We start from the raw sequence: 24937 nt of genomic DNA on the forward strand, positions 1-24937 counted from the left end.
AAATGACCATGAGCTTTATCACCGAGATCAAAACCTTCGCCGCCCTGGGCAGCGGTGTCATCGGCAGCGGCTGGGTATCGCGCGCCCTCGCCCACGGCCTGGACGTGGTGGCCTGGGACCCGGCGCCCGGCGCCGAGGCGGCCCTGCGCAAGCGCGTGGCCAATGCCTGGGGCGCCCTGGAAAAACAGGGCCTGGCCCCGGGCGCTTCCCAGGATCGCCTGCGCTTTGTCGCGACCATCGAGGAGTGCGTGAAAGACGCCGACTTCATCCAGGAAAGCGCCCCGGAACGCCTGGAACTGAAACTCGAGCTGCACGCCAGGATCAGCGCGGCCGCCAAGCCCGATGCGCTGATCGGCTCCAGCACCTCCGGCCTGTTGCCGAGCGAGTTCTACGAGAGTTCCACCCATCCGGAACGCTGCGTGGTCGGCCACCCGTTCAACCCGGTGTACCTGCTGCCGCTGGTGGAAGTGGTCGGCGGCAAGAACACCGCGCCAGAAGCCGTGCAGGCCGCGATCAAGGTCTATGAATCCCTCGGCATGCGCCCGCTGCATGTGCGCAAGGAAGTCCCGGGCTTTATCGCCGACCGCCTTTTGGAGGCGCTGTGGCGCGAGGCCCTGCACCTGGTCAACGATGGCGTCGCCACCACCGGCGAGATCGACGACGCGATCCGCTTCGGCGCCGGCCTGCGCTGGTCGTTCATGGGCACCTTCCTGACTTACACCCTGGCCGGGGGCGATGCCGGCATGCGGCACTTCATGGCCCAGTTCGGCCCGGCCCTGCAGCTGCCGTGGACCTACCTGCCGGCCCCGGAACTGACCGACAAGCTGATCGACGACGTGGTCGAAGGCACCGCCGAGCAGCTCGGTACACACAGCATTTCGGCGCTGGAACGCTATCGTGATGACTGCCTGCTCGCCGTGCTCGAAGCGGTGAAAACCACCAAGGCCAAGCACGGCATGAGCTTCAGCGAGTAACCCTGACGCCCCCTGTAGCCGCTGCCGCAGGCTGCGATCGGCTCCGAAGGAGACGCGCTCTTGCGGCCCTCGGAAGGCTCTTCGAGCCTTATCGCAGCCTGCGGCACCGGCTACAGGGTCAGCCCGCCATTTTCGTGAGCCCATGACATGCCCGCACTCACCACCTACACCACCCGCATCAGCCCCGACTGGGTCGATTACAACGGCCACCTGCGGGACGCCTTCTACCTGCTGATTTTCAGCTACGCCACCGACGCCCTGATGGACCGGCTGGGCATGGACAGCGACCACCGCGAAGCCAGCGGCAACTCGCTGTTCACCCTGGAGTTGCACCTCAATTACCTGCATGAAGTGAAGCTCGATACCGAGGTCGAGGTGCGCACCCGGATCATCGGCCACGACCGCAAGCGCCTGCACCTGTACCACAGCCTGCACAAGGTCGGTGACGACCTGGAACTGGCCGGCAACGAGCAGATGCTGCTCCACGTCGACCTCGCCGGCCCGCGTTCGGCGCCGTTCAGCGAGCCGGTGCTGAACAGGCTGCAAGCCATCGCCGCCGGGCAGGCCGACCTGCCCGCCCCCGCCTGGATCGGCCGGGTGATTGCCTTGCCGCCGGAAAAATAACCCCCCAATAAAAAGGAGCGCACCGTGAATACCGCCACCGCCTTTGCCGACTTCCGCAGCTACCCGTTGATCAGCGCGTTGACCGCCGTACAAGCCCTGGCGGACCGTGTTCAGGTGCAGTGGGCCGACGGTCGCTCGAGCCCCTTTCATCATCAGTGGCTGCGCGACAACTGCCCCTGCCCGCACTGCGTCTACAGTGTGACTCGCGAGCAGGTGCTGGAGATCGTCGACGTCGCCGAAGACCTGGCCCCGGCGTCCAGCCGGATCGACGCCCAGGGCTGCCTGAGCATCGACTGGCAGGACGGCCACCTCAGCCGCTTCGATCCGGGCTGGCTGCGGGCCCACGCCTACGACGATGAAAGCCGCGCCGAGCGCCGCGCCCGTCGGCCGCAAAGCCAGTTGTGGGACAGCCGGCTGCAACTGCCGGTATTCGAGTACCAGGCGCTGATGGAGGATCCGCAGGCGCTGTTGCAATGGCTGCTGGCGGTGCGCGATATCGGCCTGACGCAGGTCCGCGGCGTGCCCACCGAACCGGGATCGCTGGCCCAGGTCGCCCAGCGCATTGCCTTTATCCGCGAGAGCAATTTCGGCGTGCTGTTCAACGTGCAATCCAAGGCCGACGCTGACAGCAACGCCTACACCGCCTTCAACCTGCCGCTGCACACCGACCTGCCGACCCGCGAGCTGCAACCGGGCTTGCAGTTCCTGCATTGCCTGGTGAACGATGCCGAAGGCGGCGAAAGCATTTTTGTCGATGGTTTTGCCATCGCCGACGCCTTGCGCCGCGAAGACCCCGCGGCGTTTCGCGCGTTGTGCGAGATCCCCGTGGAGTTTCGCAACAAGGATCGCCACAGCGACTACCGTTGCCTGGCGCCAGTGATCGCCCTGAATGCAGTGGGCGAGATCGCGGAGATCCGCATGGCCAACTTCCTGCGCGGGCCATTCGAAGCCTCGGTGGACGACATGCCCCGGCTCTACCGCGCCTATCGACGTTTTATCGCCATGACCCGCGAGCCGCGCTTTCGCCTGATCCAGCGCCTCAACCCCGGCGAACTGTGGTGCTTCGACAACCGCCGCACCCTGCACGCGCGCAACGCCTTCGACCCCGCCACCGGCGCGCGGCATTTCCAGGGTTGCTACATCGATCGCGACGAGTTGCTGTCGCGGATCCTGGTGTTGCAGCGCTAGACCACGCCGGTTCTATCGCGAGCAAGCTCGCTCCTACAGGTACGCGTCGTAGCAGGCTGATGTGTACGACACCGCTTCTGTAGGAGCGAGCTTGTTCGCGAAAAAATCGCCCAGGCGTCACCTTATCTTCCAGGCAAAAAAAGACCCCGATCAAGCCGTGACAGGATCGGGGCAGAGGAGGTTTTCTGAGGAGCCGACACGAGGGTGACCAAACCTTCGATGACCGAGCTGGAATCCAGTGTGCCCAGTCGCCCTCAAGCCAAGTTAGCCGAAAACGACCTGTTCATAGGCATCCCGGCCATTGCGACAATTCGCCCTTGCCGACTGTCCGGGTGGCTACCAGAATCGGCTCACGACCACGCTCCCTGAACAAGGATAAGAGTCATGATGCACGCGGATCTGATTGACCAGGACGACCTGCTCGGCCAACTGAGGGCCCTGGGTTTTGAAATGCCGGCCGGCGCCACGGCCGACCAGGCCTGCGAGTGCGCGGTGCGCGGCTTGAGCGATGCCCGGGCCAAGGCCCTCAAGGGCATGGTCGAGCAAATGCTGACCGGCAATGCGACCATCCTGCCGGCGGTGCGCCAGGCCATCGACAAACAGCTGTTGCCGGCCCTGGCCCAGTTCCAGAACAGCCGCGCCTGAACCTTCGCCGGGAGCGGATCCCGGGGTAGAGTGCGGTGCTTGCACGCCAAGGAACCGCCCCATGATTCGAATCGAACCCTGCCAGTCAGCCCGTCAACCGGGCTGGCTGTCATTGCGCCAGGCGTTGTGGCCCGACTGCCCGGCCCAGGAACATCTGGACGAAATCGCCAGCTTGCTGGACGACCCGCAGCGCTATATCAACCTGCTCGCTTATACCGCCGACGGCCAGCCTGTGGGATTGGCCGAAGCCTCGTTGCGCCGCGACTACGTGAACGGCACCGAACATTCGCCGGTGGTGTTTCTGGAGGGTTTGTACGTCAGCGCCGAACAGCGGCGCCAGGGCATTGCCGAACAATTGATAGACGCCGTCGCCCAATGGGGACGGGATCAGGGCTGCGTGGAAATGGCTTCGGATACCGGCCTGGAAAACCTGTTGAGCCAGACCGTGCACAAGGCGCTCGGTTTCGAGGAAACCGAGCGCGTCGTGTACTTCAGGAAAAGCCTGTGATTACAGCCTGACGCTGGCGAAAGTCGATTCGTTGCGCGCCTGGCTCAGCGAGGACATCGGGCCGGCCAGTACCAGCGCCTGCGGAATCGGCATCATCGCCACCTGTTGGGCGGTGTTGGAGCCCACGCGTTCGTCACGCGGAGGAATGCCGAAGTACTCGCGGTAGCACTTGGAGAAGTGCGGCGTGGAGACGAAACCGCAGACCGAGGCCACTTCGATGATCGACATCGGCGTCTGCTTGAGCAGTTGCCGGGCGCGGATCAGCCGCAGCTTCAGGTAGTAACGCGACGGCGAGCAGTGCAGGTATTTCTGGAACAGCCGCTCCAGCTGGCGCCGCGATACCGAGACATAGACCGCCAGTTCGTCGAGGTCGATCGGCTCCTCCAGGTTGGCCTCCATCAGCGCAACGATTTCCTGCAGTTTCGGCTGGTTGGTGCCGAGCATGTGCTTGAGCGGCACGCGCTGGTGATCCTGCTCGTTGCGGATACGTTCGTAGACGAACATTTCCGAGATCGCCGCCGACAGCTCGCGGCCGTGATCGCGGCTGATCAGGTGCAGCATCATGTCCAGCGGCGCGGTGCCGCCGGAGCTGGTGAAGCGGTTGCGGTCGAGGGTGAACAGGCGAGTGCTCATGGCCACCCGTGGGAAAGCTTCCTGCATCGAGGCCAGGCATTCCCAGTGCACGCTGCAATCGAAGCCGTCGAGCAGGCCGGCGCAGGCCAGGGCCCAGCTGCCGGTACACACCGCGCCGAGACGGCGGGACTGGCGCGCCTGGCTTTGCAGCCAGGACACATGCTCGCGGGTCACGGTGCGCTGGATGCCGATGCCGCCGCAGACGATCACGGTGTCCAGGGCGGGGGCTTTGTGCATGGAGGCGTCGGGGGTGATCTGCAGGCCATCACTGGCCCAGACCTGGCCGCCGTCGACGCTGAGGGTGGTCCAGCGATACAGCTCGCGACCGGACAACTGGTTGGCCATGCGCAGCGGCTCGACCGCGGAGGCCAGGGAAATCAGCGTGAAATTGTCCAGCAGCAGAAAGCCGATGGATTGAGGCGCACGGTTCTGGGGTTGAGCCCCGGAGTTGAACGACGTCATCGCGGTATCTCCTCACACAAAGCGGGTGATGGCCTCAGGCGGAGGCTCTTGTTATTGCCATCGTTCTCACACGGGAGACGGGCTTTGTGATGACAGAGCAATTGCCATGCCTAAAATTGAATGGCCATTCAATAACTCCTGAAAACGACGTCGCGATGCGTCTATATAAGCCCTGCGCAATGTGCGGATTATCAACGCCGAATCGGCCGTGGAGGGCCCTGGCACGGTAGCTGTGAGCAAATCGGTAGCACTTGTGGGAACGGCGAGAAGCGCCCTGGGAAAAGAGTGTCACCGCAAGCACAGGTGGGCGCTCAGCCGAGGTCAATGAAAAACCTGACCGATGAGCCTTTGGACTTACCTGTTTGCGACGCTCCAAAAGGTGGCGGGGGTGTCGCTGGGTGTTCAATTTATGAGCAGAAGACTCGGGAAATGGGGTGAATCTTCTGACGTCATCGCGAGCAAGCTCGCTCCTACAGGGGGAATGCATATTTCTGTAGGAGCGAGCTTGCTCGCGATGGACTGCGCAGCAGTCCCGCTGTCAAAGCATCAACATTCAACGGCGCTGACCGCCAGCCCGCCGCGCGATGTCTCCTTGTATTTGTCATGCATATCGGCCCCGGTATCGCGCATGGTGCGGATCACCCGGTCCAGGGAAATGAAGTGCTGGCCGTCGCCGCGCAGGGCCATTTGCGCGGCATTGATGGCCTTCACCGCGGCAATCGCGTTGCGCTCGATGCAGGGCACCTGTACCAGGCCGCCGACCGGGTCGCAGGTCAGGCCAAGGTTATGCTCCAGGCCGATTTCCGCGGCGTTGCACAGCTGCTCCGGCGACGCCCCGAGAATCTCCGCCAGACCGGCGGCAGCCATGGCGCAGGCAGAACCCACCTCGCCCTGGCAGCCGACTTCGGCGCCGGAGATCGAGGCGTTCTTCTTGCAGAGGATGCCCACCGCCGCCGCGCCGAGGAAAAAGTCCACCACGTTGGCGTCGGTGACATCCTCGCTGAAGCGCATGAAGTAATGCAGCACCGCCGGGATGATCCCCGCCGCGCCGTTGGTCGGCGCCGTCACCATGCGGCCGCCGGCGGCGTTCTCTTCATTGACCGCCAGGGCGTACAGGTTGACCCACTCCATGGCGCTCAGGGTCGAGCCGATCACATTGGGCTTGTTCAATTCCTGCAGGCTGCGGTGCAGCTTGGCCGCGCGGCGCCGTACATTGAGCCCGCCGGGCAGGATGCCTTCGTGCTTGAGGCCCTGCTCGACGCAATCCTGCATGGCCTGCCAGAGCTTCATCAGGCCCGCGCGGATCTCCTCCTCCGAACGCCAGACCTTCTCGTTGGCCATCATCAGTTCGGCCACCCGCAGGTTGTGCTTCTGGCACAGGCCCAGCAGCTCCACGGCACTGGAGAAGTCGTAAGGCAATTCGGTGCGATCCAGGTCGACCACGCCGCTGCTGGCCTGGGCCTCGTCGACGACAAAACCGCCGCCCACGGAATAATAGGTATCGCGGTGCAGCTCCCCGGACTCGCCTTCGGCGACCAGGGTCATGGCGTTGGGGTGGAACGGCAGGTTTTCGTCGATCAGCCGCATGTCGCGCGCCCAGACGAAGGGGATCGGCAGGCGGTTGTCGAGCAGCAGGGTATTGGTTTCACGCAGGGTCTCGATGCGACCGCCGATCTGCGACGGATCGATCGCATCCGGCCATTCGCCCATCAGCCCCATGATCACCGCGTTGTCGCTGCCGTGCCCGATGCCGGTGGCCGACAGCGAACCGTAGAGCCTTACCTCGATGCGGCGCACCTGCTCCAGCAGGTCTTTTTCCCGCAGTGCCTGGACGAACAGCACCGCGGCGCGCATGGGCCCGACGGTGTGGGAACTGGAGGGGCCGATGCCGATTTTGAACAGGTCGAAAACACTGATAGCCATGACTGCGAAACTCCTCGATGAGCACACGCCGGGCGCCCAAACGCCCGGTGGCGAAGCTGCTACGCTCAAGCAGTAATCCGCCGAGATACGCGCATCATCAGGCTTTTGCAGTGTCGTTCGACGTCTCACACCGACTCACTCATGCCCACCAACGCCGTGGCCCGCCGACCTCCGGTTCTGGCCGTTTTTTTGCGGTTCAGATGGGCAAAAAGTGCTGAAAAAAGCTGTAAGCGACCTCACTGACACTGGATGCGACCCTCCCTGTACTGGATACGACGCCCCCTGTAGGCGTCAGATTTTCACTGGTACATGATCAGTCTCGACTCGATTGCAAGGCACTGTGGTAGAGCTGTCCCACTCGCCCCAACCGCAACACTTATAAGTGCGGTCAGACACACCGCCAGAAAACACCCAGGAGTCCACCCCATGAAAGGTTCCCCGTCGTTGTTGTTGGCCGCCATGCTGAGTCTGCCGCTTCTGGCGCACGCCGCAGAACCGGCCCAATGCAGCACCGTAAACTTCTCCGATGTCGGCTGGACCGACATCACCGTCACCACCGCGACCACCAGCGTGGTTCTCGAGGCTCTTGGCTACAAGACCAAGACCACGATGATTTCCGTGCCGGTGACCTACAAGTCCCTGGCCGACGGCAAGAACATGGACGTGTTCCTCGGCAACTGGATGCCGACCATGGAAAACGACATCAAGCCCTACCGCGATGCCGGCACCGTGGAAACCATCCGCGCCAACCTGGAGAACGCCAAGTACACCCTGGCGGTCCCGGAAGAGCTGTACAACAAGGGCCTGAAGGATTTCGCCGACATCGCCAAGTTCAAGAAAGAACTGGACGGCAAGATCTACGGCATCGAGCCGGGTAACGACGGCAACCGCATGATCCAGAGCATGATCGACAAGAACGCCTTCGGCCTGAAAGACGCCGGCTTCAAGGTAGTGGAGTCCAGCGAGGCGGGCATGCTGTCCCAGGTCGAACGCGCGCAACGGCGCAGCACCGCGGTGGTGTTCCTGGGCTGGGAACCGCACCCGATGAACACCCGTTTCAAGATGAAGTACCTGACCGGCGGCGACGAGTTCTTCGGCCCCAACTACGGCCAGGCGACCATCTACACCAACACCCGCAAGGGCTACGCCGAGGAATGCAGCAACGTCGGTCAGTTGCTGAAGAATCTGTCGTTCACCCTGAATATGGAAAGCACCCTGATGGGTAATGTCCTGGACGACAAGATGAAGCCCGAGGCGGCCGCCAAGGCCTGGCTGAAGAAAAACCCCGAGGTACTCGATACCTGGCTCGCTGGCGTGACCACCATTGACGGAAAACCAGGCCTGGAGGCCGTGAAAGCCAAGCTTGCGCAAGCTGCTAATTAAGTAGGTCGCTTACGCCGGGTGGGTTCGCCCGCCCGGGCTGTTTATTCCTTGCATGCGGACGTTCAATACCATGCTCACTGATCAGAAAATCCCTTTAGGCCAGTACATCGCTGCCTTCGTTGAATGGTTGACGCAACACGGCGCCAACACATTCGATGCGATCGCATCGACCCTGGAAACGATGATCCACGGCGTGACGTTTGCGCTGACCTGGTTCAACCCGCTGGCCTTGATCGGCCTGATTGCCTTGCTGGCGCACATCATCCAACGCAAATGGGGCCTGACGGCCTTTGTCGTGCTGTCCTTCCTGCTGATTCTCAATCTGGGTTACTGGCAGGAAACCATGGAAACCCTGGCCCAGGTGCTGTTCGCCACCCTGGTCTGCGTGCTGATTGGCGTGCCGCTGGGCATCGTCGCCGCGCACAAGCCGATGTTCTACACCATGATGCGTCCGGTGCTCGATCTGATGCAGACCGTACCGACCTTCGTCTACCTCATTCCTACCCTGACCCTGTTCGGTCTGGGTGTGGTGCCAGGCCTGATCTCCACGGTGGTGTTCGCCATTGCCGCGCCGATCCGCCTGACCTACCTGGGCATCCGCGATGTACCACAAGAGTTGATGGACGCCGGCAAGGCCTTTGGCTGCTCGCGCCGTCAACTGTTGTCGCGTATCGAGCTGCCCCACGCCATGCCGAGCATCGCCGCCGGCATCACCCAGTGCATCATGCTGTCGTTGTCGATGGTGGTGATCGCGGCCCTGGTGGGCGCCGACGGCCTGGGCAAACCCGTGGTCAACGCACTGAACACCGCCGATATCGCCCTGGGCTTCGAAGCAGGCCTGGCAATCGTACTGCTGGCGATCATGCTCGACCGTATCTGCAAACAACCCGAAGCCAAAGTAGGGGGTGACGCATGAGCATAATCCGCTTCGATAACGTCGACGTTATCTTCTCCAAGGATCCACGCGAGGCGCTCAAGCTGCTGGACCAGGGCATGACCCGTAACGAGATCCTGAAAAAGACCGGCCAGATCGTCGGTGTGGAAAAGGCTAGCCTGGACATCGAGAAAGGCGAAATCTGCGTGCTGATGGGCCTTTCCGGCTCCGGCAAGTCGAGCCTGCTGCGCTGCATCAACGGCCTCAACACCGTCAGCCGCGGCAAGCTGTTCGTCGAGCATGACGGCAAGCAGATCGACATCGCTTCCTGTACCCCGGCGGAACTGAAGATGATGCGCACCAAGCGCATCGCCATGGTGTTCCAGAAGTTCGCCCTGATGCCCTGGCTGACCGTTCGCGAGAACATCAGCTTCGGCCTGGAAATGCAGGGCCGGCCGGAAAAGGAACGGCGCAAGCTGGTGGACGAGAAACTCGAGCTGGTGGGCCTGACCCAGTGGCGCAACAAGAAACCCGACGAATTGTCCGGCGGCATGCAGCAACGTGTAGGCCTGGCCCGCGCCCTGGCGATGGACGCCGACATCCTGCTGATGGACGAACCTTTCTCCGCCCTCGACCCGCTGATCCGCCAGGGCCTGCAGGACGAACTGCTGGAACTGCAACGCAAGCTGAGCAAGACCATCGTGTTCGTCAGCCATGACCTCGACGAAGCCCTGAAACTGGGCAGCCGCATCGCCATCATGAAAGACGGACGGATCATCCAGTACAGCAAGCCGGAAGAGATCGTGCTGAACCCGGCGGACGACTATGTGCGCACCTTCGTCGCCCATACCAACCCGCTCAACGTGCTCTGCGGCCGCAGCCTGATGCGCACCCTGGACAACTGCAAACGCATCAACGGCTCCGTGTGCCTGGATCCGGGTGGCGACTCCTGGCTCGACCTGGCCGAGGGCAACACCATCAAGGGCGCACGCCAGAACGGCGCCAGCCTCGACCTGCAGAACTGGATCCCGGGCCAGGCGGTGGAAGGCCTCGGCCGCAAGCCGACCCTGGTGGACTCCAGCATCGGCATGCGCGACGCACTGCAGATCCGCTACCAGACCGGCAACAAGCTGGTGCTGCACGACAACAACAAGGTGGTGGGAATCCTTGGCGACAGCGAGCTCTACCACGCGCTGCTCGGCAAGAACCTGGGGTAACAGCGACACGCAAACAAAAACGCCGCGACATCGATCGCGGCGTTTTGTTTTAGCGGGAATACATGGAACAGGTTGCTCCCTGTTGCGGGAGCGGGTGTTGCGCTGGGTCAGGGCTGACGCTTCGCGAGCAAGCTCGCTCCTACAGGTCAAATGCAATCCTTGTAGGAGCGAGCTTGCTCGCGATACAGGCGATGCGGAGTAACGGGGCTACCCGCCCCCTCACGTCTTAGCTGTAAACCCGGCCAAGGAGCTGCCGATGGCTTTCAAACTGATCGAGCACGTCACGAGTGATCTGCTCCTGAGTAAAGCCCATCAAGTCGTATTCCTGACTGCCGTTGTGCAGGTAGACCTCGGCGCGGTAGTAGCGCGCACGCTCCTCCGGCGCATCGGCCGATTCGCTCGGCGCCGCCAGATAGCCGTCCAGGCTCACTTCATAGACGAAAGGGTTGCCCTCTTCCATCTCGATCCGCACGCCCATGCAGCGCTTGGACTTGCCCAGCAGGGTTTGCACGTCCAGGCCCTGGTTGCGCAGCTGGGTAGCGGCCTCTTCCAGGGCCGGCGTCACGTGCTTGTCCATGAAGCGCTGGACCACCGCCTGGGTCGGCTGCAGGTCCAGCTGGGTCAGGCGCTCGCTGAAACCACGACGACCACGGGCCGCCAGTTCCGCTTGTTCCTGTTCGATCTGCGTGTCCTGGCGCATGGCCTTGTGCAGGCCGAACATGAAGCACACCAGCACCACCGAGAACGGCAGGCCAGCCAGCACCACCATGGTCTGCATGGCCTCGAAGTTACCGGCGAACAGCAGGCCGACGGTCACCAGGGTGATCACCACCGACCAGAAGATCCGCAGCCAGTGCGGGGCGTCTTCGTCGACGTTGCCGCCCTTGCAGGACAGGTTCGCCATCATCACCGCGCCGGAGTCGGCCGGGGTCAGGAACAGCACGAAACCGACGAAAATCGACACGCCGATGACAATCTTCGACGCCGGGTAATGATCCAGCAGCTGGTAGATCGCCATGGACGGCTGTTCCAGCGCCGTCTTGCCGAGTTCCACCGCGCCGTGGTTCATCACCAGGTCCAGGGCCGAGTTACCGAACACCGACAGCCAGGCCAGGGTGAAGCCCAGCGGAATCAGCAGCACGCCCGCCACCAGCTCGCGCACGGTACGGCCACGGGAAATACGCGCGATGAACATGCCGACGAATGGCGCCCAGGAAATCCACCAGGCCCAGTAGAACAGGGTCCACAGGCCCAGCCAGCGGTCGGACTTGGCACTGTCGCCCTCGTACACATAGAGGTCGAAAGTCTTGAGCACCACACCGTTGAGGTAATCGCCGACGTTTTGCACGAAACCGTTGAGCAGGTGCAGGGTCGGACCGAACAGCAGCACGAAGATCAGCAGGCCGCTGAACAGCACGATGTTCAGGTTGGACAGGCGGCGGATGCCGTTTTCCACACCGGACACGGCAGCGATGGTCGCCACGGTACTCATGACGATGATCACGATCAGCAGGTTGGTGTTGCTGTGTTCCATGCCGAACAGGTTTTCCAGGCCGGAAGACACCTGCATCGAGCCGATGCCCAGGTTGGTCACCAGGCCCAGCAGGGTCACGAACATGCCGAAACCGTCCACCGCGTGGCCGGCCGCGCCCTTGACCCAGCGCTCGCCCACCAGCGGGTACAGCGCCGAACGCAGCGCCAGCGGCTGGTTGTGACGGTAGGCAAAGTAGGCCACGGCCAGGCCGACCAGGGCGTAGATCGCCCAGCCGTGCAGGCCCCAGTGCAGGAACGTCAGCTGCAGCGCCTGGCGCGCGGCCAGGTTGCTGCCCGGTACGCCTTCAGGCGGGTTGAAATAGTGGTCCAGCGGTTCGGAAGCACCGAAGTACAGCAGCGAGATGCCGATACCGGACGAGAACAGCATGCCGGCCCAGGCGCCATAGCTGAAATCCGGAGTGTCTTGCTTGGTTCCCAGCTTGAGCTTGCCGTAGGAGGAAAACGCCAGGCCGACGACGAATACCAGGTAGGCGGCGATCACCACCATGTAGTACCAGCCGAAACTGCGGGACAACCAGGCCTGGGCAATGCCGAGCAGTCTGCCAGCCTCTTGCGGGGCGATGATCAGAATGGCGGTCAGCAACAGGATCAGCGCGGTAGAGGTGTAGAACACCCAACCGTTGACCCGCACCTTTTCCGGTGGGGTCTTTATAAGAGAGGCAGAACTCATGGCACAGATGCTCCAGGCAGTGCGAGAGAAGAACACAAGGCAACACGGCACCCGACCAATCGGTTAGTTGGCAGCCGACCGACGGGTGATATAAAGACACCCCGAAAAAAGCCCGAACCTGCAGGAGTTGCGTTGAAAACCAGCGTCGAAGGCCGAGTGCAAACGTGCAGTTCGTCACCTGGCCTTAAGCGTCTTGCCCATTCAACACATCCGTCCTCACTGGTTCACGCCATGCCCTGCTTGGGTTTCAGGCTTTTTCGGAGGTCGTTTTTCCGCCATCTACACGCAGGAAGGGACCTGGAGGCAGCGACGATTTGTCGCAGATCTTATTCTTTGTTGATTGAACGTTCAATCAAAACAAAATAGACTGGCCCTCACGCCGGTAGCCGTTTCACGACTGCCAGCAGGCCTAAGGAGATGTGCAAGATGCCCAAGGTCGGTATGCAACCCATACGCCGCCAGCAGTTGATCGAAGCCACGTTGCTGGCGGTCGATCAGGTCGGGATGGGGGACGCCAGCATTGCGCTGATCGCCCGTTTGGCCGGTGTCTCGAACGGCATCATCAGTCACTACTTTCAGGACAAGAACGGCCTGATCGCCGCCACGGCGCAGTATCTGATGAGTGTCCTCAGCGAGAACGTCACCGCGCGCCGCCAGGCGCTGGAGGACAAGAGCCCGCGGGCGCACCTCCAGGTGATCATCGAAGGCAACTTCGACGCCAGCCAGGTCAATGGCCCGGCAATGAAAACCTGGCTGGCCTTCTGGGCCACCAGCATGCACCACCCGGCTTTGCACAGGTTGCAGCGGATCAACGATCACCGCCTGTATTCCAACCTGTGCTGCCAGTTCCGCCGCGTCCTGCCGCTGGATGATGCACGCAGCGCAGCGCGAGGCCTGGCAGCCCTGATCGACGGCTTGTGGTTGCGCGGCGCGCTGTCGGGAGACGCTTTCGACACCGAGCAGGCGCACCGGATCGCTTACGAATACATGGATTTCCAACTGGCTAAGCAGGAGCGCTAGAGCACATTACAAGACGCTCGGCCCCCTGAACTGCCACTGACCAGCGCGCCCAGGCTACACGGCGCGCCCAGTGGTGAACGCCAACCACTCATGCACTTGCGAGGACTATCAACATGGCCCGTTTCGAACTGCAAAAACTCTACATTGACGGCGGCTACACCGACGCCGGCAGCGACGCCACCTTCGACGCCATCAACCCGGCCAACGGTGAAGTCCTCGCTCAAGTGCAACGTGCGACTAAAGAAGACGTCGAGCGCGCCGTCGTCAGCGCCGAGAAAGGCCAGAAGATCTGGGCCGCGATGACCGCCATGGAGCGCTCGCGCATCCTGCGTCGCGCCGTGGACATCCTGCGCGAGCGCAACGACGAACTGGCAGCCCTGGAAACCCTGGACACCGGCAAGGCCTACTCCGAAACCAAGTATGTCGACATCGTCACCGGCGCCGACGTGCTGGAATACTACGCGGGCCTGGTACCGGCCATCGAAGGCGAGCAGATCCCGCTGCGCAGCACTTCGTTCGTCTACACCCGGCGCGAACCGCTGGGCGTCGTGGCCGGTATCGGCGCATGGAACTACCCGATCCAGATCGCCCTGTGGAAATCCGCTCCAGCCCTGGCGGCCGGTAACGCGATGATCTTCAAGCCAAGCGAAGTCACCTCGCTGACCACCCTGAAACTGGCCGAGATCTACACCGAAGCCGGCGTTCCGGCTGGCGTGTTCAACGTCCTGACCGGTAGCGGCCGCGAAGTCGGCACCTGGTTGACCGAACACCCGCGCATCGAGAAAGTCTCCTTCACTGGCGGCACCGACACCGGCAAGAAGGTCATGGCCAGCGCTTCCAGCTCCTCGCTCAAAGACGTGACCATGGAACTGGGCGGCAAGTCGCCACTGATCATCTTCGACGACGCCGACCTGGATCGCGCCGCCGACACCGCGATGATGGCCAACTTCTACAGCTCCGGCCAGGTCTGCACCAACGGCACCCGCGTCTTCGTACCGAGCCACCTGAAAGCCGCCTTCGAAGCCAAGATCGTCGAGCGCGTCGCACGCATTCGCGTGGGCAACCCGGAAGACGAAAACACCAACTTCGGCCCACTGGTCAGCTTCGCCCACATGGAAAGCGTGCTGGGCTACATCGCCAAGGGCAAGGAAGAAGGCGCCCGCCTGCTGTGCGGCGGCGAACGCCTGACCGACGGCGCATTCGCCAAAGGCGCATTCGTGGCACCGACCGTGTTCACCGACTGCACCGACGAGATGACCATCGTTCGCGAAGAGATCTTCGGCCCGGTGATGAGCATCCTGACCTACGAAACCGAAGAAGAAGTGATCCGTCGCGCCAACGACACCGACTTCGGCCTGGCCGCCGGTGTAGTAACCCGTGACCTGAACCGCGCGCACCGCGTGATTCATCAGCTCGAAGCCGGTATCTGCTGGATCAACGCCTGGGGCGAATCCGACGCCAAGATGCCGGTCGGTGGCTACAAACAGTCGGGTGTTGGCCGTGAGAACGGCATCAGCTCGCTGAACAACTTCACCCGCATCAAATCGGTACAGGTCGAGCTGGGCGACTACGCCTCGGTGTTCTAAGACACCCAGCCTGAACGACAACCTGTAGCCGCTGCCGAGCTTGCGAGGCTGCGACAAGGCCCGCGGGGCCTTCGAGGGCCTCAAGAGCGCGTCCCGTTCCGGGCCGATCGCAGCCTTCGGCAGCGGCTACAGGTCTATTGCTCGTCCGACCTGACCACACTCAAAGAGGGTGCATTCAATGTCCCAAGAATACGATTACATCATCATCGGTGCCGGCTCCGCCGGTAACACCCTGGCGACCCGTCTGACTGAAGACGAAGGCGTCACCGTGCTGCTGCTCGAAGCTGGCGGCCCGGACTACCGTTTCGACTTCCGCACGCAGATGCCGGCGGCCCTGGCGTTCCCGCTGCAAGGCCGTCGCTACAACTGGGCCTACGAGACCGATCCAGAGCCACACATGAACGGTCGCCGGATGGAATGCGGCCGCGGCAAGGGTCTGGGCGGTTCCTCGCTGATCAACGGCATGTGCTACATCCGCGGCAATGCCATGGACTACGACGGCTGGGCAAAACTGCCAGGCCTGGAAGACTGGACCTACCTGGACTGCCTGCCGTATTTCCGCAAGGCGGAAACCCGCGACATCGGCCCGAACGACTACCACGGCGGCGACGGCCCGGTCAGCGTGACCACGCCGAAAGCCGGCAACAATCCGTTGTTCCACGCCATGGTCGAAGCCGGCGTGCAAGCCGGTTACCCGCGTACCGAGGACCTCAACGGCTACCAGCAGGAAGGTTTCGGCCCGATGGACCGTACCGTGACGCCTAAAGGCCGTCGCGCCAGTACCGCCCGTGGCTACCTCGACGTGGCGAAGAAGCGTTCGACCCTGAACATCGTCACCCACGCCCTGACCGACAAGATCCTGTTCGAAGGCAAGCGTGCCGTTGGCGTGCGCTACCTGGTCGGCTCCGCCGAAGAGCGCGTCGAAGCCCGGGCCCGCAAGGAAGTGCTGCTGTGCTCCGGCGCCATCGCCTCGCCACAGATCCTGCAACGTTCCGGCGTCGGCCCGGCCAAGCTGCTGGAAAGCCTGGACATCCCGGTGGTCCACGACCTGCCGGGCGTCGGTGAAAACCTGCAAGACCACCTGGAGCTGTACCTGCAGTACGCCTGCACCCAGCCGGTCTCGCTGTACCCGTCGCTGCTCTGGTACAACCAGCCGGCCATCGGTGCCGAATGGCTGTTCAACGGCACCGGCATCGGCGCCAGCAACCAGTTCGAAGCCGGCGGTTTCATCCGTACTCGCGAAGAGTTCGAATGGCCGAACATCCAGTACCACTTCCTGCCGGTGGCGATCAACTACAACGGCAGCAACGGTGTACAGGAACATGGCTTCCAGGCGCACATGGGTTCGATGCGTTCGCCTAGCCGCGGCCGGATCCAGCTCAAGTCCAAGGACCCGCGCCAGCACCCAAGCATCCTGTTCAACTACATGGCCACCGAGCAGGACTGGCAGGAATTCCGCGACGGCATCCGCCTGACCCGGGAAATCATGCAACAGCCGGCACTGGACGCCTTCCGCGGTCGCGAGATCAGCCCGGGCATCGAAGTGCAGACCGACGAGCAGCTGGATAAATTCATCCGCGAGCACGCCGAAACCGCGTTCCACCCATCCTGCTCGTGCAAGATGGGCACCGACGAAATGGCCGTGGTCGATGGCCAGGGTCGCGTGCATGGCATGCAGGGTCTGCGAGTGGTCGATGCCTCGATCATGCCGATCATCACCACCGGCAACCTGAACGCGCCGACGATCATGATGGCCGAGAAAATCGCCGACAAGATCCGTGGCCGTCAGCCTCTGCCACGCAGCAAGGCGGCCTACTACGTGGCGGGCGATGCCCCGGTACGCGGCAAGCCGGTACGTGAAGTGAGCGCTACCGCGCAGTAACGTCGAACGGCGCCGATCGCAACGATCGGCGCCTTTTCTCACGCCGCTCTCGCGCCCTACCGCAGCCTGTAGCCGCTGCCGCAGGCTGCGATAAGGTCCGAAGGACCTTGGTTCCCGATCCCGAGCCAGGTACTGTTCCGCCCTCACCTCGAACCCTATCCCCCTAACCGGATCGCATCGACCGAACACCAAGGATTCCAGTTCTATCGCAACTTGTGGCAACGACTACAGTTCTCCAACATTTCCCTGCGCCTCCCCGCTTGATACCGCCCACCGCACAGGCCTAATCTAGGCGCTCGCAGCATCATCCCCCAGCACCTTTTCCGACCTGGCTTCAAAGCCCTTCGGGCTTTATCGCGAGCAATCGAGCGTCGACCGGCTGCTCCTACAGAAAAAACCTGGCCCGACGCTCGCTTGCTCTCGATAAGGCCTGCAACAGCCGGACTGCTCACATGGAGGTTCCTCACATGTTCGATTTCTACCCCCAGCTCAAGCAGCGCTTCGCTGCCTTGCGCACGGGCGCCGAATTCTTTTCCCTGCGTTACGTGCGCGAATCCGGCCAGTACCTGTCGGTGCGCAAGAACGTGGCGGAGCCGCCGAGCCTGAGCCGCGACGAAGGCGCGATGCTCACCGTGCGGGTCAATGGCGTCGAGGCTTACGCCGCCACCAACGACCTCTCGCAAAACGGTCTGCAGGCCGCCCTGCAACGCGCCGAGCAACAAGCCCGGCTGGTTGCCGCCCACGCCCTGCTCGACCTGCGCGAACAGCCGGTGTCCAGCGACCGCGCCGATTACTTCTCGCCCAACCTCGAGCAGCCCTTCCCGTCCCTGAGCGACTGCTACCAGCTGCTCGGCGACGAGTCCGCGGCCGTGCCCAAGGACGAGCGCCTGGTGAACTGGCAGGTCAGCCTCGGCCTCACCCACGTCGAGCAGATCTACCTCAACAGCGCTGGCGCCGAACTGCGCCAGGCCCAGCGCTTCGTCTACCCGGGCATGGACGTCACCGCCTACGACGGCAATGACAGCCAGACCCGCAGCCTGGGCCGCGAGAACTTCGGCCAGCAGGGCGGCGCCGATGTGATCAGCCGCTGCGGCCTGATCGGTGCCGGCGCCCAGGTCGCCGACCAGGCGCTGCAACTGCTGCTGGCGCCCAATACGCCACAGGGCCCGCGCGACCTGTTGCTGATGCCGGACCAGATGATGCTGCAGATCCATGAATCCATCGGCCACCCGCTGGAGCTGGACCGCATCCTCGGCGACGAGCGCAATTACGCCGGCACCAGCTTCGTGAAAAGCAGCGACTTCGGCAGCCTGCAATATGGCTCCAGCCTGCTCAACGTGACCTTCGACCCGGACATTCCCGAGCAGCTGGCCAGCTACGGCCATGACGACGACGGCACGGCCGCCAGCAAGCAGTTCCTGATCAGGCAAGGCCTGCTGCTGCGTCCACTGGGCGGTTCGCTCTCGCAATTTCGCGCAGGCCTCGATGGCGTGGCCAACAGCCGCGCCTGCAGCTGGAACCGCCCGCCCATCGACCGCATGGCCAACCTCAATATCGAGCCTGGCGACCAGTCGCTGGCGCAGCTGATCGGCGGCATCGAGAACGGCATCCTGATGTCCACCAACCGTTCCTGGTCCATCGACGATGCGCGCAACAAGTTCCAGTTCGGCTGCGAATGGGGCCAGTTGATCGAGAACGGCGAACTCAAGGGCGTGGTGAAAAACCCCAACTACCGGGCGATTTCCGCGCACTTCTGGAAGAGCCTCAGCGCCGTCGGCGACGCCAGTACCTTCAAGGTCCTGGGCACGCCGAACTGCGGCAAGGGCGAACCGAACCAGGTGATCCGCGTCGGCCATGCCTCGCCGGCCTGTGTTTTCAGCAATGTCGATGTATTTGGAGGAGACGCCTGATGAGTACGTCCCTGAATCAGGCCGAGCAGTTCAAGGCCCTGGTGGACTGGCTGCGCGATGCCGTGCGCGAACCCGAGCAATTCACCCTGAGCTACGCCGCCGAGTCTTCGCAGTTCATCCGCTTCAACCACGCCAAGGTGCGCCAGGCCGGGCATGTGCAGCAGGCCAGCCTCGGCTTCAAGCTGATCGACGACGGACGCCATGCCGACCTCAGCATCACCCTCGCCGGCGACCCGCAGGTCGACATCCAGCGCCTGGCCGAAGGCCTGCAGCAGTTGCGCGAAACCCTGCCGCTGCTGCCCCAGGACCCATACCTGCTGCTCAACCACGATGCCTGGAACACCCACAATGTGCAGGAGCACCCGCTGCCCAGCAGCGAGCAGGTGGTGGCCGAGATCGGCCAGGCCGCCGCCGGGCTGGACCTGGTGGGGTTCTACGCGGCCGGCCCGATCAGCCGGGGGTTTGCCAGTTCCTCGGGAGCCTTTGGCTGGCACCAGGCCAACAGCTTCAACTTCGACTTCAGCCTGTTCCACGAGAACGGCCAGGCCGTCAAAGCCAGCTACGCCGGGCACGAATGGAGCAGCCAGGGCTTCGCCCAGCGCTTCCAGCAGGCCCGGGAACAGTTGGCGTTTCTCGGCCGACCGCTGCGCACCCTGGCGCCCGGGCAGTATCGCGCCTACCTGACGCCGGCGGCCCTGGAGGAAATCATGGGCATGCTGAGCTGGGGCGGGTTTTCCGCCCAGTCCATCGCCAGCAAGCACAGCCCGCTGCAAAAGCTCTACGCCGGCGATGCCCGCCTGAGCCCCCTGGTGTCGCTGGACGAGCAGGTCACGGGTTCGTTGAGCCCGGCGTTTTCCGATGAAGGCTACCCGCGCAGCGACCTGTCGCTGATCGCCGGCGGCGTCGCCCAAGGGCAATTGATCAACTCGCGCAGCGCCGCCGAATACAGCCTGGCCACCAACGGCGCCGGCAGCGGCGAATACCCCAGCGCGTTGAACATGGCGCCCGGGCAGTTGTCGCAGCAGGACATTCTCCAGCAACTGGGCACCGGCCTGTACATCAGCAACCTGTGGTACCTGAACTACTCGGACCAGCCGGCGGCGCGCCTGACCGGCATGACCCGCTTCGCCACTTTCTGGGTGGAGAACGGCGAGATCCAGGCACCGGTCAGCACCATGCGTTTCGATGACAGCGTCTACAGCCTGCTGGGTTCGCACCTGGAGGGCCTGACCCAAGAGCGCGAACTGCTGCTGTCGGCCAGTACCTACAGCCAGCGCCAGACCGCCTCGGCGCAGTTGCCGGGCGCGCTGGTGAGCCGGTTGACGCTGACCTTGTAACCGCTGTCGCGGGCAAGCCTCGCGCTTCTGTAGGAGCAGGGGGGACGCCCACTCCTTGCCCGCGATACGCTCGCTGGGGTAACCGGCCGATGCTCGATTGCTCGCAATAACGGTTGGTCTTCGGCATCGATGTCGAATGTCACACCGCTATCGCGAGCAAGCTTCGCTCCTACAGAGGGGCGTGCCCACAACCAGAAAGAGGTCCCATGCCCAACCGTGCCGAGCTTGACGCCAACACCGCCCGCTGGCTGCCCTGGGTGGTGGCCATCGCCTTCTTCATGCAATCCCTCGACGGAACCATCCTCAACACCGCCCTGCCGGCCATGGCCCGCGACCTGGCGGAAGATCCATTGCGCATGCAAGGCGTGGTCATCGCCTACATGCTTACCGTGGCGTTGCTGATCCCGGCCTCCGGCTGGATCGCCGACCGCTTCGGCACCCGCAAGATTTTCTTCGGCGCCATCCTGCTGTTCAGCATCGGCTCGTTGCTCTGTGCCCTGTCCAACTCCCTGAGCCTGCTGGTCGGCGCCCGGGTGATCCAAGGCCTGGGCGGTGCCCTTATGCTGCCCGTCGGCCGCCTGGTGGTGTTGCGCGCCTACCCGCGTTCGGAACTGGTGCGGATCATGGGCTTCATCACCATTCCCGGGCTGCTCGGCCCGCTGATCGGCCCGACCATGGGCGGCTGGATGGTGCAGTACCTGACCTGGCACTGGATCTTCCTGATCAACCTGCCGGTGGGCGTGATCGGTTGTTATGCCGTCTGGAAGTTCATTCCCGACCTGCGCGGCAGCGAACGCACGCGTTTCGACGGCCTGGGCTTTTTGCTGTTCGGCGCGGCGATGGTGCTGATCACCATCGCCATGGAAGGCCTGGGCGAGCTGCACCTGCCGCACCTGCGAGTGATGTTGCTGCTGTTCGGCGGCCTGGCCTGCCTCGCGGCGTACTGGCTGCGGGCCGGGCACGTCGACAATCCGCTGTTCGCGCCGTCGCTGTTCAAGGTGCGGACCTTCGCCGTGGGCATCCTCGGCAACCTGTTCGCCCGCCTCGGCAGCGGCGCCCTGCCGTTCCTGGTGCCCCTGCTGCTGCAAGTGGCCCTCGGCTATTCACCGTCCCAGGCCGGGATGAGCATGCTGCCGCTGGCCGCTGCGGCAATGCTCGCCAAGTCCATCGCCCGCCCGCTGATCGAACGCCTGGGCTACCGCATCGTCCTCACCGGCAACACCCTGGCGCTGGGGATCATGCTCGCCAGCATGGGCCTGGTCACGCAGCAGACGCCCTACCCGCTGCTGCTGGGCATGCTGGCGGTGCTGGGGGCGATCAACTCGCTGCAGTTCACGGCGATGAACACCGTGACCCTGATCGACCTCGACGACGCCTCCGCCAGCAGTGGCAACAGCCTGCTGTCGGTGGTGGCGCAACTGTCCCTGAGCCTGGGGGTGGCCTGCGCCGGCGCGCTGCTCGGCGGCTTCACCGCCGAAGTCGGCAACGACGGCGTGAGCACCGTGCTCGGCGCCTTCCAGCTGACCTTCCTCACGGTGGGGATCATGGCGATGCTGGCGGCGGCGATCTTCCTGCAGCTGTCGCCCAAGGACGGCCGGCGGACACGCAAGGTCGAGGAGCAACATATCGAGCACTGATCACCCCCCTGTAGGAGATTCTATGTCTACCCAACCGTATCAACCGCCGGTCGATATGGTTGTTGGGTCTTCATCAGGGCGAAAGCGATACGGGCCAACTTGCGGGCGAGGATGACCAGCGCTTCTGTTCGTTTCAGGCCGCGTTGCAGGTATTGCTGGTAACGCTGTTGCCAGGCGGCGGTCCTGCTTGCCGCCATGGCGGCGTTGTGGAGCAGGCGACGGATCTCCGAGTCGCCTTGCTTGCTCAGTTTGCGCCGACCGCTGTAGCGCCCGGATTCCTTGACCCGCACATCCAGGCCCAGGAAGGCGATGAACGCATCGCTGTTGCGGAAAGATCCTCGCAGGAACGCCAGGTTGAGGGCCGCAGCGGTGAGCGGGCCGATGCCTTCGATCGCCTGGCAACGCTTGGCCTGCTCAGCCAGGCCCGCCTCCTGCAACGCCTTGTGCACTTGCTCGTTAAGCCGCCGTTCCAGGCGTTTGATGCGCTCCAGTACCGGTTTCAGCTCCCGGGCCATCTGCCGGTCTTGAGCAAAACTCAGGCGCAAGGCGGTGGCGCTGCGGACCAGCGTGGCGCGCCGGCGCAGCAGCAGTTGCAGGCGCCGATAAGCCTTGCAGGCGGGGTTCCAGGGATGCAACTGGTTCTGCTCATGGGCCAGGTAACGCGCCAGCAAGCGGGCATCGCTCTGGTCGGTTTTGGCGCGGCCACCGATCCCCTTGCGGTAGTTGCTCAGGCGGTAGCCATCGATGACATAGATCCTGTGCCCACATTGGTAAGCCAGATCCGCCAGCAGGACGTGGTAAGTGCTGGTGGCCTCGATGGCCACGGCACAGTCTGCGGGCAATGTTTTCAACCAGGTCACGATCGCGCGTCGATCGTTGGCCAACGTAGCGCTTTGCTGCGTATCGAGGCGATACAGGCTCAGGTTTTCCTTGGCGACATCGATGCCGATGATGGGGGTTTGTATTGTCATGAGACGCTCCTGCAGACAAGATAAAACGACCTGTCGGGGACTCACGTTTGGCGCAGGCTTGTAGATATGGTCGGTCTTGAGGTGGTGCTCAAGCCGATGGATTCCTTATCGGCGCTTGTGGTGAACGCGAGAGTGGGGGAAATCTCCTACCGTCTGGCTTGCAGAAGCGAGTTAAGTCCCTCCACCCCGACAGGCCTACCTTAGGACATACAAGCGAGCTTGCTCGCGATGAACGTCGAGACAACGCGGGGTATCAGACTGTCCGCGCTGTCCGGATGTTTTTCGCGAGCAAGCTCGCTCCTACAGGATTCGTGGGATCTGCGTGAATCTGGCTACTTTTCGTCCAGAAATTGCAGGTAAAGGGAGCGGGACTGATACACTGCGCGACATTTTGTTTTGCAGGCCCGTCCCGTGACCACCATTGCCACCGCTTTTAATACTTTGCCGCTGTCCGCCGCCATGCTGGCTAACCTCGACTCACTCGGTTATGCCCAGATGACGCCGGTCCAGGCGCAAAGCTTGCCGGTGATCCTCAAGGGGATGGACCTGATCGCCCAGGCCAAGACCGGCAGCGGCAAGACCGCCGCGTTCGGCATCGGCCTGTTGAACCCGATCAATCCGCGCTATTTCGGTTGCCAGGCCCTGGTCATCTGCCCGACCCGCGAGCTGGCCGACCAGGTGGCCAAGGAAATCCGTCGCCTGGCCCGCTCCGAAGACAACATCAAGGTCCTGACCTTGTGCGGCGGCGTGTCCTTCGGCCCGCAGATCGCCTCGCTGGAACACGGCGCGCACATCATCGTCGGCACTCCTGGCCGCCTCTCCCAGCACCTGCGCAAGGGCTCGCTGAAACTCGACGGCCTCAACACCCTGGTCCTCGACGAAGCCGACCGCATGCTGGACATGGGCTTCTACGACCCGATCGAAGAAATCATCGCCTACACCCCCGAGCGCCGGCAGACCCTGCTGTTCTCCGCTACCTACCCGGTGGGCATCAAGCAGCTGGCCTCGAAGTTCATGCGCGACCCGCAACAGGTGAAAGCCGAAGCCCTGCACGCCGACAGCCAGATCGAACAGCGCTTCTACGAGATCTCGCCGGAAGAACGCATCGACGCGGTGGTCAAGGTGCTGAACCACTTCCGTCCGCAATCCTGCGTGGCCTTCTGCTTCACCAAGCAACAGGTCCAGGAAACCGTCGACCACCTGACCGCCAAGGGCATGTCCGCGGTGGGCCTGCACGGCGACCTGGAACAGCGCGACCGCGACCAGGTGCTCGCGATGTTCGCCAACCGCAGCACCTCGGTGCTGGTGGCCACCGATGTGGCCGCCCGCGGCCTGGACATCGATGCCCTGGACATGGTGATCAACGTCGAGCTGGCGCGGGATTCGGAGATCCACATCCACCGCGTCGGCCGCACCGGCCGCGCCGGCGAGAAGGGCCTGGCGGTCAGCCTGGTGGCGCCGTCCGAAGCGCACCGCGCCCAGGCCATCGAACAACTGCAGAAGTCGCCCTTGAACTGGGAACAGATCGACAGCCTGAAATCCCAGGGCGGCGGCCCGCTGCTGCCGGCCATGAGCACCCTGTGCATCGGCGCCGGACGCAAGGACAAAGTGCGTCCGGGCGATATCCTCGGCGCCCTGACCGGTGAAGCCGGCATCCCCGGCACCCAGGTCGGCAAGATCGCGATTTTTGACTTCCAGGCCTATGTCGCCGTGGACCGCGGCATCGCCAAGCAGGCCCTGCAACGCCTGAACAGCGGCAAGATCAAGGGCCGCTCGCTGCGCGTGCGCATCCTGTAATACCACCGCTTGACCTGTAGCCGCTGCCGCAGGCTGCGATCGCCCCGAAGGGGCGCGGGATCTTGAGATCGCTGAAGGCCTTCGGCCTTATCGCAGCCTGCGGCAGCGGCTACAGGATCGTTCGCCCCTATTGAGGACACCG

At 63.4% G+C, this 24937-nt stretch carries 19 protein-coding genes; 15 read left to right on the forward strand and 4 right to left on the reverse strand.

Annotated elements, in window-relative coordinates:
• Nucleotides 1–8: 8 nt before the first annotated feature.
• From IF690_RS27570 to aac(6'), 5 genes are all read left to right on the forward strand, one after another.
• Nucleotides 9–974, forward strand: a complete 966-nt coding sequence (locus IF690_RS27570; protein ID WP_202698184.1) for an L-carnitine dehydrogenase — start codon at nt 9–11, stop codon at nt 972–974.
• A gap of 147 nt (nt 975–1121) precedes the next feature.
• The gene (locus IF690_RS27575) at nt 1122–1598 is read left to right on the forward strand and encodes a thioesterase family protein (RefSeq protein WP_202698185.1); all 477 of its coding nucleotides are present in this window, start codon (nt 1122–1124) and stop codon (nt 1596–1598) included.
• Nucleotides 1599–1622: 24 nt separating this feature from the next.
• The gene (locus IF690_RS27580; RefSeq protein WP_202698186.1) at nt 1623–2786 is read left to right on the forward strand and encodes a gamma-butyrobetaine dioxygenase; all 1164 of its coding nucleotides are present in this window, start codon (nt 1623–1625) and stop codon (nt 2784–2786) included.
• Nucleotides 2787–3170: 384 nt separating this feature from the next.
• The gene (locus IF690_RS27585; protein WP_007925996.1) at nt 3171–3431 is read left to right on the forward strand and encodes a hypothetical protein; all 261 of its coding nucleotides are present in this window, start codon (nt 3171–3173) and stop codon (nt 3429–3431) included.
• A 61-nt stretch (nt 3432–3492) separates the two neighbouring features.
• On the forward strand, nt 3493–3939 hold the full coding sequence (gene aac(6'), locus IF690_RS27590; RefSeq protein WP_202698191.1) for an aminoglycoside 6'-N-acetyltransferase: 447 nt from the start codon (nt 3493–3495) through the stop codon (nt 3937–3939).
• On the opposite strand, the gene gbdR is transcribed toward aac(6'), so the two are convergent.
• Nucleotides 3940–5034: a choline metabolism transcriptional regulator GbdR gene (gene gbdR, locus IF690_RS27595; protein ID WP_007925992.1), complete on the reverse strand. Its 1095-nt coding sequence runs from the start codon at nt 5032–5034 to the stop codon at nt 3940–3942. It abuts the gene before it with no gap.
• 546 nt (nt 5035–5580) lie between these two features.
• Nucleotides 5581–6957 carry an L-serine ammonia-lyase gene (locus IF690_RS27600; protein ID WP_202698192.1) on the reverse strand — a complete coding sequence of 459 codons (1377 nt, stop codon included), beginning with the start codon at nt 6955–6957 and terminating at the stop codon, nt 5581–5583.
• Between the two features lie 426 nt (nt 6958–7383).
• On the opposite strand from IF690_RS27600, the gene IF690_RS27605 reads away from it, so the two are divergent.
• The 3 genes from IF690_RS27605 (at nt 7384) to choV (ending at nt 10431) form a co-directional block, all read left to right on the forward strand.
• Complete coding sequence (locus IF690_RS27605; protein WP_009051250.1) at nt 7384–8340, forward strand: choline ABC transporter substrate-binding protein; 957 nt, start codon at nt 7384–7386, stop codon at nt 8338–8340.
• 70 nt (nt 8341–8410) lie between these two features.
• Complete coding sequence (gene choW / locus IF690_RS27610; protein ID WP_023969211.1) at nt 8411–9256, forward strand: choline ABC transporter permease subunit; 846 nt, start codon at nt 8411–8413, stop codon at nt 9254–9256.
• Complete coding sequence (gene choV / locus IF690_RS27615; RefSeq protein ID WP_124322633.1) at nt 9253–10431, forward strand: choline ABC transporter ATP-binding protein; 1179 nt, start codon at nt 9253–9255, stop codon at nt 10429–10431. The genes choW and choV overlap by 4 nt, the downstream gene beginning before the upstream one ends.
• A 226-nt stretch (nt 10432–10657) precedes the next feature.
• Here the strand turns inward: choV and betT are convergent, their stop codons facing one another.
• The gene (gene betT / locus IF690_RS27620) at nt 10658–12655 is read right to left on the reverse strand and encodes a choline BCCT transporter BetT (RefSeq protein ID WP_023969213.1); all 1998 of its coding nucleotides are present in this window, start codon (nt 12653–12655) and stop codon (nt 10658–10660) included.
• 426 nt (nt 12656–13081) lie between these two features.
• Here betT and betI point away from each other — a divergent pair, with 426 nt between their 5' ends.
• From betI to mdtD, 6 genes are all read left to right on the forward strand, one after another.
• Nucleotides 13082–13675: a transcriptional regulator BetI gene (gene betI / locus IF690_RS27625; protein WP_202698193.1), complete on the forward strand. Its 594-nt coding sequence runs from the start codon at nt 13082–13084 to the stop codon at nt 13673–13675.
• A 113-nt stretch (nt 13676–13788) separates the two neighbouring features.
• The gene (gene betB / locus IF690_RS27630) at nt 13789–15261 is read left to right on the forward strand and encodes a betaine-aldehyde dehydrogenase (protein ID WP_202698194.1); all 1473 of its coding nucleotides are present in this window, start codon (nt 13789–13791) and stop codon (nt 15259–15261) included.
• Nucleotides 15262–15439: 178 nt separating this feature from the next.
• Entirely contained in the window at nt 15440–17143 is a 1704-nt protein-coding gene (gene betA / locus IF690_RS27635; protein WP_202698195.1) for a choline dehydrogenase, read from the forward strand.
• A 467-nt stretch (nt 17144–17610) separates the two neighbouring features.
• On the forward strand, nt 17611–19053 hold the full coding sequence (locus IF690_RS27640; protein WP_202698196.1) for a TldD/PmbA family protein: 1443 nt from the start codon (nt 17611–17613) through the stop codon (nt 19051–19053).
• The gene (locus tag IF690_RS27645) at nt 19053–20390 is read left to right on the forward strand and encodes a TldD/PmbA family protein (RefSeq protein ID WP_202698197.1); all 1338 of its coding nucleotides are present in this window, start codon (nt 19053–19055) and stop codon (nt 20388–20390) included. Before IF690_RS27640 ends, IF690_RS27645 begins: the two co-directional genes overlap by 1 nt.
• Before the next feature lie 206 nt (nt 20391–20596).
• Entirely contained in the window at nt 20597–22027 is a 1431-nt protein-coding gene (gene mdtD / locus IF690_RS27650; protein ID WP_202698198.1) for a multidrug transporter subunit MdtD, read from the forward strand.
• Nucleotides 22028–22053: 26 nt separating this feature from the next.
• Here the strand turns inward: mdtD and IF690_RS27655 are convergent, their stop codons facing one another.
• A complete protein-coding gene (locus IF690_RS27655) occupies nt 22054–22998 on the reverse strand; it encodes an IS110 family transposase (RefSeq protein WP_202697134.1) in 945 nt (314 codons plus the stop codon).
• Nucleotides 22999–23457: 459 nt separating this feature from the next.
• Between IF690_RS27655 and dbpA the strand changes: the two genes are divergently transcribed.
• Nucleotides 23458–24795 carry an ATP-dependent RNA helicase DbpA gene (dbpA, locus tag IF690_RS27660; RefSeq protein ID WP_230589677.1) on the forward strand — a complete coding sequence of 446 codons (1338 nt, stop codon included), beginning with the start codon at nt 23458–23460 and terminating at the stop codon, nt 24793–24795.
• Nucleotides 24796–24937 lie beyond the last annotated feature (142 nt).

Source organism: Pseudomonas sp. SK3(2021), from assembly GCF_016772375.1.
GTDB classification, from domain to species: Bacteria; Pseudomonadota; Gammaproteobacteria; order Pseudomonadales; family Pseudomonadaceae; genus Aquipseudomonas; species Aquipseudomonas chlororaphis_I.